A 12,808-nucleotide genomic window follows, 5' to 3' on the forward strand; every position below is an offset into this window, starting at 1 on the left:
AGTGAGGGAAATTGCAGTAAATACGGCTTCATCCGCTGAAGAGACGAGTGCAACTACCGAGATACAGCTTGAGGCATTCGAACAGATATCCGTTATCATCCAATATCCCAGAGGAAACACACAGAAATACCTAAAAGTTTCAACATGTAATTATAAGGCTCTTTACTTAAACTTTGTTGCTTATGAATCGAATAACCATGCTCTAAGACAAACTTTTTGTAAATTAATTTGAATGGTTTGAAGAAAGACGCCGGGAAGCCAATATGAATACGTTGGCTGAGCATGTACCAAAACAACAATCAATGCGAAAACGGCCAATTATTATCATAATGATTAGGTTCAGTCCTCACCACGCTAAAGTAGTGGGGACTGACCTTTTTTAGTTAGCCTAATAAGGAAGCAGAGCTATAGAAGCAATCCGTATGATTTTCAGATAAAGCTCACCTTGTTTTAACATCCATTACTCGTTTCCTAGTATTTAATGCTTCATTCCATCAGCAAATACCTCAAAATCAAGCTTTTCATAATATGGAGTATTTTTCTCTTCGCTAAACAATTGAAGATGTAATTTCTCTTCACTGCTTTTCTTCAATAACCTTCAAACAATTTTGCTTCCTATTCCTTTATTTCATAAAAACTTAACGACAAAAATGGACACCCGCCGAACAAGGCTATGTCTTTTTCATATGTGCAAAATTATTGGTTTTGTCTTTCCTTGGTGCCTGAAACCTTTTTTAGAAACCAATGGGGGGACGCTCTTTCTAGTCTTTTCCCAATGTCAATAATTTAGCTCCTGTTTTCTCTTTATTAATTATTTGAAAAACGATAGATGCGACAATAGTACTATTTACTAGGTAATTAGTTGACATTCCAACGCAATGGAATAAGATTAAATTAATGTAGATTTTTGTCTCTTTTTATCTCTTTTTATCGTAGATTAACAGTTAGTAAGCCTCAAATTCATGGGGACAAGGGATTAAAAAAGCCGAAGTAGGGGACGAAATTCTGTGAATTCCGAAATAAGGACTAAATTATTATTGATAATTTTTATGGAGACGTCTTCACTTCTACACTGATGGAAGTTTCACTTTCTCATTTTATACAAAATTTTAGTGCTTGAGGAATATTCATAATTATTGAAAAGAGGTGGGTTTATGATGAAGGATAAAAAAAATAGACCAACAAGCTGGTTTAAAGGTGTCTTATCTAATCGTAATGAATCAGAACATTTACATAATCATAGGGAAGAACTAATCTTGGAAAACGATGATAATGAAGAAGTACATAGTAGTATTGATGAAGGATTAGAAAAAGATTCATTAAATGACTCTATGAAAAACAATTTGCTATTCTTCAAGGAAAATCAAGATAAAGTTTCCTTAGATATAGTTGTTGCTGTTGAAAATTTATTGAATGATCGACAATTAGTTCTTTATAAAACAAATGGGCTAGAAGAACAATTGCAAAATGCTAATGAAACGATTATGCGTTTAAAAAATGAACTAACCAAAAAAGAACAAATGATTCTCGAAAAGGATAAAGAAATGAGAGCTTTAGAGGGGCAACTTACGAGTAAACAAATGAATTACGATCAGGTCCTAGAGGATTATAAAGACTACCAAAATACTTCTAATAATAGTTTTGAAAACTTAAAATATCAACTAGAAAAAGAAGTGAGTAAATACAGCAAACTTGATGAAGAATTTACTAAGTTTAAATACCAAAACATACAAAAAATAAAAGAGCTTGAGGATCAAATAAGAAACTTAGAAGTTGAAAATCATAATATTTCTAAGCAATATGAAGATATTTTTGAAGAGAAATCACAATTAGTGGAAACAATTAATGATTTCACAGATAGAATGTCTTTCTCATTTTCTCAAGTAGATAAATCTAAATCGAATGTTCCTCCTACTTCATCTAAATAATTAATAGAGATTAAACCTCAATATTTAGAACTCAAAAGAGATAAGGAGGGAATTTAAGCGTTGTATTCTCAAAAACTACTAGAATTCTTATATATTGAAAATACAATTGAGACAGCACATATCATCGTTAATCTAAAATTAGGGCAGGATGAAATTCAATTAAGGTGGGAAATAGATCAATATACAGCGAATCATCTTAAAATGCTAGAAAAGCAAGATGAAAACTGCAAATATAGATTATCACTCCGAAGTTTTTGGGATTCCACATTAGATCAATATTATTGTTGCTTGACAAAAACTTATCGAAACCAAAGTGAAAAATTACACTTTCATTGCTCCGAAACATTCATAGCGTGCTTAAAGTCTATTAAAAACATAGATAACTTAAGTGATTTAACGGCATTGCAGCACCCATTCATTACAATACTTCCTAATGAATGTATCTTTACGAATGATGAAGAAGCAAAACCTACATATAAATCTCGAATAGTAGTTGCAATGACAAGCATTGTAGCCATTCTCTTTTTGGGGTTTTCTGGCCATTCATATATTATTGAAACGGTATTTGCAGAGAAATCTCCGTTAACCTCTTTAGATTTAAAGGGCTCAGTCGTAGAGTTTGAAAGTGAGCAAACAAAGATGCAACTAAATCATGAAATCAACGAACTGTTGCCGGTATCTGGAAATATTGAGAATAGTGTTGAATCAATAATTGAGCCACCTATTCCTCATGTCAAAATGGATGAGCTACTTACATACAGCATTGAAAAAGGTTCAGTTGCTCTTACATTTGATGATGGGCCTTCTAAATATACAAAAGAAATTGTAGATATTTTAATCAAGTATAACGTGGGAGGAACATTTTTTTTCATTGGACATAATGTGAAAAAACATCCTAACATTGTACAGTACGTAGACGCCAATAATTTCTCAATTGGAAATCACTCAATGTCCCATAAGGAGTTTACTAAACTATCTAATGAGAAAAAAAGACTTGAATTAATCGAAACCAATCAATTAATTGAACAGATAATTAATGCTCCTGTTGTCCTCTTTAGACCACCTTATGGGTCAAAAGACCAATCAACAATTGATTTGACTAGGAACAATAATATGAAAATGGTCTTGTGGAATAAGGATACAGAAGATTGGAGATCACAGAATTCAGACAAGATTATGAACTCTATCGCCAGTTCCAAATCATCGGGAACGATTATCCTCTTACACGAATCACAAGCAGTTGTAGATACGTTACCGAAAATTATTGAATACTTACAGAATCAAGATTTACAACTAGTGAGTTTAAAATAATAAATTTCCAACAATAGGGTATACCCATTAATCTAAAAATGTGTGTCTCTCTTTACGTTACAACGATAATGTAGTTGGGGCATCATTTATACATCTACAGTGGAATTAAAAAAATAAGGTTTTCAATAGACTAGACAAGGGCGAATGGGTTAAAACCTATCGCTTTTTTCTATGCCTTCCCAGGGAGGTACTATACACCTTCCTAGTTCTTGATATAAGTCAATGTTATTCACGTTGTTTCTGTTATATTTTACTCAATCTCCCAAAGTTAACGAGGTGAAGTAAATGAAATGTGGTCATATTCACACTTTTTATCAATTATTTAGTATGAATTCCACTTACCAATTTAATCATTTATGATCCTGCTTCTTAATATTCCAAAAAAGTGCGTCAATTCCTTTCGAGAAATGTGAAAGAGGTTTTACCTCAGAAAGGTCAAAATGAAAGGGAGAAAAAAGAGTATTCGTATAGATTTCAGCCTCAGCTTTTTGTAACGGCCAAGGACGATGGTGTAAGTCAACGCTGTAAATGTTCGATCCTTTATCTGAACTAAACATGCAATACCGTTCTGTGAGCCAATGGTCTAATGTTCCCTCTTGAGTAAAATAAACCTCAGAAGAGTGGGCATAGTTGCAACTAAATTTTATTGGTTCGTCTATTTTTCCTTTACGAGTACTTTGGAAATGAAAGGCTTGTCCTTTTTGTTGAAAAGAAATTTGTGCGTAATAATAAGGTAGGTGGAACCAGCTCTTTCCTATCATGGTGGAGGCCCAGTTTCTTGAGTCAAGTGACAAAAAGTAGATTCCAGGTTTCCCATTATAAATTACATATGTCCTTAAATTTATTTCCGGAAATTTACAGGCAAGTGATACAGATGATAATCCACGTGGATAAACCCCCTCTGTAACAAATAGAATAACCCCAAGCCAAGCGTACTCACCAAAGATATCAATCTGAATGGAGGGAGGAATATATGGTCGCAGAGATTCAGAAGAAATAGGCCAATGAAGAAATAGTAAATTACTCCAAGTTTGCCTCATAACCCATTTATTCGAAGGTACTGGCCAAGGGCGGTGGGCAACTTCATTTATTAAATTCATAAACATAGCCCTCCTTTTTTAACGCTGGCGTTACATTTGTATTTTTCCCACCAACAATAGTATAGAATTACTATTTGTCTTTATTCGAATTTTAATATCTCCTACTAGTCTTTTTTTATGCTCTCTTTTTTGGCAGAACTCGCAGAATTTGTCCGTTATGAGATAAGGAATAACTAGGACAGTGCAAGATGGTTGAACGGTACTAGGCTGGAATCAAATCCTATGAAAGCTTTTTGTTATAGTAAAAAACTATCATAAAAAATAATTTTAATACTAATATTTACCAATACCAAATATAAATAAATTGTGAGATCTAATAGTTAATATTAAGATACCAACCTTGTTCGGATTTGTTTGAAATGTCAGGTTGTAATAAATTGTAATCTGTGTTTCTAGAATTATTATTCTGAATAATATTAATTAGGTGAAAAAATAGACTAGACGGAAAAGAAAGTTTGTTTTAAAATATTAATAGGCACAAAGCAGTAAATAGAAATATCAAAATATATTCAGATATTTCTAAATATTAGCTATGTTCTAATAGTAGAGATAAAAAAAGGGGGAAACGTTATGAAGAAGAAAAAGTTTGGCTATTTCTTAATGACGTCAGCATTAGTAGCCGGCATCTTAACAGGATGTGGAACTGGTGAAAAGTCGTCCACAGACTCGGGTTCGAGCACGAGCACGGAGAAAGGTGAAGTCATTAAAATTGGGGCAAACCTAGAACTTTCAGGACCGGTTGCTTCATACGGGTCTAGTATTGCTAAGGGAGTTGACCTTGCTGTTGAAGAAATTAATGCGAGCGGTGGAATCGATGGCAAAAAGATTGAAATTATTAAGGTAGATAATAAATCCGATGCAGCAGAGGCAACGAATGCTGCAATTAAATTAACGAGTCAAGATAAAGTGGCGGCGATTATCGGAGCTGCGACAAGCGGTAACACAGTAGCGCAGGTGCAAATTGCAAATGATACGAAAACAATCCTTCTTACTCCATCTGGGACAAGCCCGACTGTTACGATTGGAACAGATGGGAAATTGAATGAATATGCTTTCCGTACTTCTTTTATTGACCCATTCCAAGGAACAGTTGCAGCTAACTTTGCTTTGAATGAAATAGGAGTAAAAACGGCAGCTATTTATGCGGATAATGCAAGTGATTACGCAAAAGGTCTTGCTGCTTCATTTAAAGAAACATTTGAAGCTGCAGGTGGAAAAATCGTTTCTGAAGAGGCATATGTTGCAAAGGATACAGACTTCCGTTCAATATTAACACGTATTAAATCAAAAGAACCAGAGTTCGTTTTCATTCCAGGTTATTATGAGGAAGTCGGCTTAATCGTAAACCAAGCACGTGAGATGGGGATTGACGTTCCTTTAATGGGTGCTGATGGTTGGGATTCACCAAAATTAATTGAGCTAGCTGGAGCAGAAGCTCTTAATAACACATTCATTACGAACCCCTATTCGGCAGAAGATCCAGATGAAACAATTCAGACATTCGTTGCAAAGTTTAAAGAGAAATATGATGGCAATTCACCAGACGGTTTCAACGCACTAGGTTATGATTCAGTATATCTATTAGCGGATGCGATCAAACGTGGCGGAACGGATCCAGAGAAAATGAAGGATGCGCTTGCTTCCACAAAAGACTTTGTTCTTGTAACAGGTACCGTAACGGTTGATGACGTTCATAATCCGATTAAATCAGCCACTATTTTGGAATACAAAGATGGAAAGCAAATCTTTAATACAAAAGTTAATCCTTAAGGCTTAATTTAGAGAAATGGGGGGATTAATCCTCCCATTTCCCATTTATCTTCATATCATTGAAGATTTCTAGAAGGAGTGAAGAGTGGCATGGAGTGGATTCAACAACTTGTTAACGGTGTTTCACTTGGCAGCATCTATGCATTAATTGCACTGGGCTACACAATGGTATACGGAATTATTAAATTGATTAACTTCGCACATGGCGATGTCTTTATGGTCGGTGCATTTATTGGATTTTTTGCTATTACGGGCTGGGGATTAAGCTTCTTTCCTGCCCTATTACTTTCAATGGCTTTATGTGCAGCGTTTGGGGTTCTAATTGAGCGTATCGCTTATAAGCGATTGCGGAATGCGACAAGGATTGCAGCGTTAATTACGGCAATTGGGGTTTCCCTTCTTATCGAATATGGCATGATCTATTTCCGCGGTGCACAGCCGGAAGCCTATCCGAAAAATGTGATTCCAAATAAAACATTTGATCTCTTCGGTGCCCAAATTAGTAGCCAATCCCTTTTAATTCTTTCTGTTTCTGTCGTTCTTATGATTATTTTACAATTTATCGTACACCGAACAAAGATTGGAAAAGCCATGCGTGCAGTTTCTCACGATATGGATGCAGCAAGGTTAATGGGAATTAATGTGGATCGGACGATTTCATCAACGTTTGCCATTGGTTCCGCTTTAGCTGGAGCTGCCGGTGTTATTTTTGGCGTTTATTATACGAAGATTGATCCATTAATGGGTCTTATTCCTGGGTTGAAGGCTTTCGTAGCTGCAGTATTAGGTGGTATTGGAATTATTCCAGGGGCGATGGTCGGAGGACTTGTTCTTGGGGTTGTAGAGACAATCGTAAGTGCATTTGGATTTTCTCTCTGGAGAGATGCCGCAGCATTTATTATTCTTATTCTGATTCTTATTTTTAAACCTTCTGGCATCTTTGGGAAAAATACAAGAGAGAAAGTGTAGGTGATGCAACTATGAAGAAATCGAATAAGTTCTGGTTGTTTATAATCCTAGCTGTCTTCGTATATGGAATTATCCAGTTTTTAATTACGACTGGGGTGTTAAATCCGTTCTATAGTAATATGTTAATTTTTATGGCGATCAATACGATGTTAGCTGTGAGTCTACATCTTATTATTGGGATTACGGGTCAGTTTTCAATTGGGCATGCAGGGTTTTTAGCTGTTGGTGCTTATATTTCCGCAATCTTTACGATGAAATTGCATTTGCCGTTTCCAATTGCGATTTTAGCGGGGGGGATCGTTGCAGCAGCGGCGGGTTTAATAGTCGGGATTCCAACCTTGCGTTTACGTGGGGACTATTTAGCGATTGCAACTTTAGGATTTGCCGAAATTATCCGGATTGTGTTTTTGAATATTGAATATGTTGGTGGGGCTGCGGGAATGCAAGTTTCCCATTTGACCACTTGGACCTATACATTCATATGTTTATTCATTACGGTATTAGTTATTGTCAACTTTACGAACTCTAGACATGGTCGGGCTGCGATCTCAATAAGGGAGAATGAAATTGCGGCGGATGCAATGGGAATTAATACGACATATTATAAAGTTGTTGCTTTTGCTCTCGGATCATTCTTTGCGGGTATTGCAGGATCATTGTATTCTCATAACTTCTATATCATTCAGCCGGCGAACTTTGGCTTTTTGAAATCGTTTGATATTCTCATTTATGTCGTGCTTGGCGGGCTAGGAAGTTTATCTGGATCTGTCATTGCAGGGATTCTTTTAACGATTATTTCTACTTTCCTACAAGATTATCCAGAAACGCGAATGATCATTTATAGCTTAGTGCTAATCATTGTCATGCTTTATCGTCCTCAAGGGTTAATGGGGACCCGCGAAATAACAGACTTCTTTGGTAAATGGAAAGGTACGAAAGGAGGCAGCTCTTATGGAAAATAAGACTTTGCTTCAAGTAAAAGGTGCCGGTATTCAATTTGGCGGGTTAAAGGCTGTTTCTGGATTTAGTATGGAGATTAACCAAGGGGAACTAATTGGTTTAATCGGACCAAATGGTGCTGGGAAAACGACAAGTTTCAACTTGCTAACCGGGGTTTACGTTCCGACTGAAGGGGAAATCCTTTTCGATGGCAAGCGGTTAAATGGGTTGGCTCCTTATCAAGTAACTCGTTTAGGAATAAGCCGTACGTTCCAAAACATTAGGCTATTTAATGAACTCTCTGTATTAGATAATGTAAAAGTAGCGAATCATTCATTAGCGAAACATTCCATTTTAAGTTCGATCCTACGCCTCCCATCTCATTTTTCCGGAGAGAAGGAAATGGAGGAAAAGTCGATTGAATTTCTGAAGATTTTTGGACTCGATCGTTTTAAGGATGAAAAGGCAAAGAATTTACCGTATGGGCAACAACGGCGCTTAGAGATTGCCCGTGCGCTGGCAGCTGGTCCGAAACTTTTATTGCTTGACGAGCCTGCGGCAGGGATGAATCCACAGGAGACACAAGAACTAATGGAAATGGTTGCATTTATTCGCGAGAAATTTGACTTGACGATCCTTTTAATCGAACATGATATGCCTTTAGTCATGGGAATTTGTGAAAGGATTTATGTATTAGATCACGGGCAGCTCATTGCAGAGGGAACGCCGGATCAAATCCGAAATCATCCGAAGGTCATTGAGGCTTACTTAGGTGAGGAGGTCAGCAACTAGATGCTAAATGTCAATGAGATAGATGTTTTTTACGGAAATATACATGCACTTAAAGGGGTTTCATTAAATGTACAAGAAGGCGAGATTGTTACCCTGATTGGTGCGAATGGGGCAGGGAAAAGCACACTTTTAAAAACATTGTCGGGACTCCTGAAGCCTAAAAATGGCAGTATTACGTATTTAGAAAAGAATATTTCAGGAAGGCCTGTTCAGGAAATTGTGAAAGCGGGAATTTCTCACGTACCTGAAGGTCGCCGGGTGTTTGCAAACATGTCAGTTGAGGAGAACCTAGAGCTAGGTGCTTTTCTAAGGAATGACGCGTCTGAGATTCGTAAAGATTTTGAAAAAGTTTACGAGCTTTTTCCGCGGCTCCATGAGCGAAGGAAACAATTATCGGGAACGCTTTCAGGTGGGGAGCAGCAAATGTTAGCGATGGGACGGGCAATTATGGCAAGACCAAAGCTTCTTTTCCTTGATGAACCCTCCATGGGATTAGCGCCAATTTTTGTTAAAACGATTTTTCAAATCATAGAAGAAATTAATCAAGACGGTACAACGATCTTGCTAGTTGAGCAAAACGCTCATATGGCTTTATCGATTGCAAACCGAGCGTACGTGATTGAAACTGGAAAAGTAGTCATTTCCGGAACTGCAAAAGAACTGGCATCAAGTGAGGAAGTTAAATCCGCTTATCTTGGCGGACATTAAAAGTGGCTTGCCCTTTAAGGGCAGACCACTTTTTTTGTGTCTTTTCCAAAGAATCAATAGAAGGAGACCGAAAGATCAAAAAAGGCTGTGGAGGATAATGAAAAGCAACAAAGTTTAAGAAAAGAGCCTTTTAAATTGTTACAGCACCTTTGTAAGTATATAAAACTATCTGCTTCTTTATAAGATTGATAAAAATCACATATGTTGACAATGGGGTGTTTGAGTGTTGACAAATTATCAATATATTTATATATTAATAGCATTGAGCACTTCAAATGAAATTCTATTTAGACGATGCTATCGCTGCATAACTTGTAAAAATTCACTTTATAAATAACATAGCGTAATAGCTCAACGATTGAAGGGCTGAATGATTTTGGAAACTGGTCTCCAGCTTTTGGCTTGCCTGGATTAGAATAGTAAACACCTTTTTAAGTTAAAGGTGTTTTTTTGAGCAGAGCCTTTAGTAAATAGAAATGGTCAGAGGCGATGATTAATTGAAAAGAAAAGAAATTCAGATTGATAATATGCTGTTATTTACGATATTTTGTTTTATTATTTTCAGTCTTGTAGTCGTGTATAGCGGGTCAGGCCAATATCAGACGCATGATCCCTTTTATTTTGTGAAAAGACAAGTGATTTGGTACATTATTGGAATTGGTGTAATGGCTGGGGTGGCTTATTTCGATTTTGAGTTACTAGAAAAGTTAGCAGCTCCATTATATGTTACTGGAGTGGTGTTATTAACTCTAGTACACTTTTTCGGTACGTTCAAAAATGGATCCCAAAGATGGATCAACTTGGGCTTCTTTGAACTGCAGCCATCGGAGTTTATGAAAGTATTTATCATTATTTATATAGCAGTATTAGTGAATAAATTTGGGCAAAAGCCACTTTCTTTCAAAGGCAGTATTCCAATTACAATAAGGGTCGTTCTATTTACGATCATACCGTTTTACCTAATTCTAGTACAGCCTGATTTAGGGTCTGCTCTTGTAATCGCGGCTATAGCATTCACAATCATTTTGGTTTCAGGTATCTCTTTTAAAATGATAGGCTTATTAGCTTCTGGTTTTACAGTCATCATTGCATTTCTTGTTTATCTGCACAATCACTTCTTTGAAATTTTTATCAAGATCATAAAACCTCATCAGCTGGAAAGAATTTATGGTTGGTTAAGCCCTGATGACTTTGCTTCCACCTATGGATATCAATTAACACAGGCAATCCGGGGAATAGGTGCCGGGCAGATGAAGGGAAGCGGGTTTAACCTTGGGCCACAGGTGCAAAGCGGGAGGATTCCTGAAGCACACACTGACTTTATATTTTCTGTTGTTGGTGAAGAATTTGGTTTTATTGGCGCTGCAGTGTTAATAAGTTTGTATTTTATTTTAATATATAGAATAATTATCATTGCACTCAATTCCAATAATGTTTTTGGCTGCTATATTTGTGCTGGAGTAATTGGATTAATCTCATTCCAGGTTTTTCAAAATATTTCGATGACTATCGGGTTGATGCCAATAACTGGAATACCACTTCCGTTCGTGAGTTATGGTGGAAGCTCGCTTTTAACGAATATGATGGCCTTAGGATTAGTCATTAGTGTAAATATAAGATCGAAAAAATACATGTTTAGTGACGATTAGGAAATTCATTTGTTCTTATAGCGTTTTCTCGCAGGTAAAGGTGATCTCTCCATTGGGGCAGATCACCCTTTTTGTTGTTGAACTTTTGTCTGTTGTCGAATGTTTCGTTCGTAATAAAAAGTTGTGCATGCACAAAAAATATTTACGAAGACAAGAAACCCTGTTAATCTATTTACGTATAATCTAAATGAGCGAACTTCATTACTTTAAAAGTTGCACTAACGAAAATTATTTAGCTTATCGCAATGAGGAGGGATGAATGATGAATACTCAATCAAAACATGTGCCGGAAGAGCAGGGCTGGTTAAAACAAAGCACGAATATAAGTTTAGAAGAGGTAAATAACACCGTTCGCATCCCCAATAAAGGTGGTTTTTGGCGTAAGTTTATGGCATTTGCCGGCCCTGGTTCCTTAGTGGCGGTTGGATATGTGGATCCCGGAAACTGGGCGACATCGATTGCAGGTGGCGCACGTTTTGGTTACACCCTTTTGATTGTCATTTTACTAGCTAATTTAGTCGCCATGCTCCTCCAAGCATTGTCAGCAAAACTAGGTATCGTAACTGGAAGGGACCTTGCTCAAGCAACAAGGGATGCAACTGGAAAGAAAACGGCTTTTATTCTATGGGTTTTAACAGAGCTTGCCATTATTGCAACAGATTTAGCAGAGGTCATCGGTTCTGCGATTGCGTTAAATTTATTATTCGGGATTCCTTTATTACTGGGAATAGCGATAACTACATTAGATGTGTTACTTTTACTTTATTTACAAAAGAAAGGCTTTCGTATTATAGAAGCGATTATTATCGTATTAATGGTAACAATTTTTTCCGTATTTGCGTTTGAAGTTATCATATCGAAACCAGAAATTTCGGCATTATTTGGCGGATTTGTCCCGAAGGTAGAGATTGTCACAAATCCAGAAATGCTCTTCATTTCTCTCGGGATATTAGGAGCAACGGTCATGCCGCATAATTTATATTTGCATTCTTCGATCGTTCAAACGAGACAATATAAAAGAACGATAGAAGGGAAAAGAGAGGCGCTAAAATTTTCACTAATTGATTCCACATTTTCTTTAACTATCGCCTTCTTCATCAATGCTGGTATTTTAATTCTTGGAGCAGCTGCCTTTTATGGGACTAATTTAGATGTTTCAGAAATTGAAGCAGCTTATGAATTATTAAGCCCAACATTAGGAGTAGGTATTGCAAGTACATTATTTGCCGTCGCGTTACTTGCTTCTGGGCAGAATTCGACGATTACTGGAACAATAAGTGGTCAAATTGTCATGGAAGGATTTCTTCAATTACGGATTTCACCGTGGCTTCGCCGTTTGATTACTCGTTTAATAGCAGTTGTTCCCGCCTTTATTGTGACATGGATCGCAGGGTCAAAAGGGACAGGTGAATTACTGCTGTGGAGTCAAGTAATTTTAAGTCTACAGCTCCCATTTGCGGTTATTCCTTTAGTATTATTTACAAGTGATAGAAAGAAAATGGGCGAATTTGCAAACAAATTACCAGTGAAAATATTAGCATGGCTATGCACAATTTTGATTGTCATTTTAAATATATTCTTAATCGGTTATATCGTCGTTACTGGTCAAGATTTAGGGTAGTAGTGGAGAAAGGGTACTAAG

Annotated in this window: 10 protein-coding genes; 9 read left to right on the forward strand and 1 reads right to left on the reverse strand. The window is 36.7% G+C overall.

The features are described 5' to 3' along the window. Positions 1 to 1,157 precede the first annotated feature (1,157 nt). Positions 1,158 to 1,928 carry a coiled-coil domain-containing protein gene (locus BGM26_RS15735; RefSeq protein WP_254119604.1) on the forward strand — a complete coding sequence of 257 codons (771 nt, stop codon included), beginning with the start codon at positions 1,158 to 1,160 and terminating at the stop codon, positions 1,926 to 1,928. A 60-nt stretch (positions 1,929 to 1,988) separates the two neighbouring features. Then, positions 1,989 to 3,239: a polysaccharide deacetylase family protein gene (locus BGM26_RS15740; RefSeq protein WP_217040924.1), complete on the forward strand. Its 1,251-nt coding sequence runs from the start codon at positions 1,989 to 1,991 to the stop codon at positions 3,237 to 3,239. 350 nt (positions 3,240 to 3,589) lie between these two features. Here BGM26_RS15740 and BGM26_RS15745 read toward each other — a convergent pair whose 3' ends face one another. Next, positions 3,590 to 4,339 carry a YqjF family protein gene (locus BGM26_RS15745; protein WP_217040925.1) on the reverse strand — a complete coding sequence of 250 codons (750 nt, stop codon included), beginning with the start codon at positions 4,337 to 4,339 and terminating at the stop codon, positions 3,590 to 3,592. A 570-nt stretch (positions 4,340 to 4,909) separates the two neighbouring features. Between BGM26_RS15745 and BGM26_RS15750 the strand changes: the two genes are divergently transcribed. From BGM26_RS15750 to BGM26_RS15780, 7 genes are all read left to right on the forward strand, one after another. Then, entirely contained in the window at positions 4,910 to 6,109 is a 1,200-nt protein-coding gene (locus tag BGM26_RS15750) for an ABC transporter substrate-binding protein (RefSeq protein WP_217040926.1), read from the forward strand. A gap of 90 nt (positions 6,110 to 6,199) precedes the next feature. Beyond that, positions 6,200 to 7,078, forward strand: coding sequence for a branched-chain amino acid ABC transporter permease (locus BGM26_RS15755; protein ID WP_217040927.1), 879 nt, complete (start codon positions 6,200 to 6,202; stop codon positions 7,076 to 7,078). An 11-nt stretch (positions 7,079 to 7,089) separates the two neighbouring features. Next, on the forward strand, positions 7,090 to 8,040 hold the full coding sequence (locus BGM26_RS15760; protein WP_217040928.1) for a branched-chain amino acid ABC transporter permease: 951 nt from the start codon (positions 7,090 to 7,092) through the stop codon (positions 8,038 to 8,040). Continuing rightward, the gene (locus BGM26_RS15765; protein WP_217040929.1) at positions 8,030 to 8,809 is read left to right on the forward strand and encodes an ABC transporter ATP-binding protein; all 780 of its coding nucleotides are present in this window, start codon (positions 8,030 to 8,032) and stop codon (positions 8,807 to 8,809) included. The genes BGM26_RS15760 and BGM26_RS15765 overlap by 11 nt, the downstream gene beginning before the upstream one ends. Beyond that, a complete protein-coding gene (locus tag BGM26_RS15770) occupies positions 8,810 to 9,517 on the forward strand; it encodes an ABC transporter ATP-binding protein (RefSeq protein ID WP_217040930.1) in 708 nt (235 codons plus the stop codon). 497 nt (positions 9,518 to 10,014) lie between these two features. Next, positions 10,015 to 11,166, forward strand: coding sequence for a rod shape-determining protein RodA (gene rodA, locus BGM26_RS15775; RefSeq protein ID WP_217040931.1), 1,152 nt, complete (start codon positions 10,015 to 10,017; stop codon positions 11,164 to 11,166). 262 nt (positions 11,167 to 11,428) lie between these two features. After that, positions 11,429 to 12,787 (forward strand): Nramp family divalent metal transporter, encoded by a 1,359-nt coding sequence (locus tag BGM26_RS15780; protein WP_254119606.1) that lies wholly within the window; start codon positions 11,429 to 11,431, stop codon positions 12,785 to 12,787. Positions 12,788 to 12,808: the final 21 nt, after the last annotated feature.

The sequence above is a fragment of the Bacillus sp. FJAT-29790 genome, from assembly GCF_019039215.1.
GTDB lineage: Bacteria > Bacillota > Bacilli > Bacillales > Cytobacillaceae > Cytobacillus.

Excerpts from the sequence above, each read along its gene's own strand:
- BGM26_RS15735 (WP_254119604.1), top strand. The coding sequence starts at position 1,158 with ATGAAGGATAAAAAAAATAGACCAACAAGCTGGTTTAAAGGTGTCTTA.
- BGM26_RS15745 (WP_217040925.1), bottom strand. The coding sequence starts at position 4,339 with ATGAATTTAATAAATGAAGTTGCCCACCGCCCTTGGCCAGTACCTTCG.
- BGM26_RS15750 (WP_217040926.1), top strand. The coding sequence starts at position 4,910 with ATGAAGAAGAAAAAGTTTGGCTATTTCTTAATGACGTCAGCATTAGTA.
- BGM26_RS15755 (WP_217040927.1), top strand. The coding sequence starts at position 6,200 with ATGGAGTGGATTCAACAACTTGTTAACGGTGTTTCACTTGGCAGCATC.
- BGM26_RS15760 (WP_217040928.1), top strand. The coding sequence starts at position 7,090 with ATGAAGAAATCGAATAAGTTCTGGTTGTTTATAATCCTAGCTGTCTTC.
- BGM26_RS15765 (WP_217040929.1), top strand. The coding sequence starts at position 8,030 with ATGGAAAATAAGACTTTGCTTCAAGTAAAAGGTGCCGGTATTCAATTT.
- BGM26_RS15770 (WP_217040930.1), top strand. The coding sequence starts at position 8,810 with ATGCTAAATGTCAATGAGATAGATGTTTTTTACGGAAATATACATGCA.
- BGM26_RS15780 (WP_254119606.1), top strand. The coding sequence starts at position 11,429 with ATGAATACTCAATCAAAACATGTGCCGGAAGAGCAGGGCTGGTTAAAA.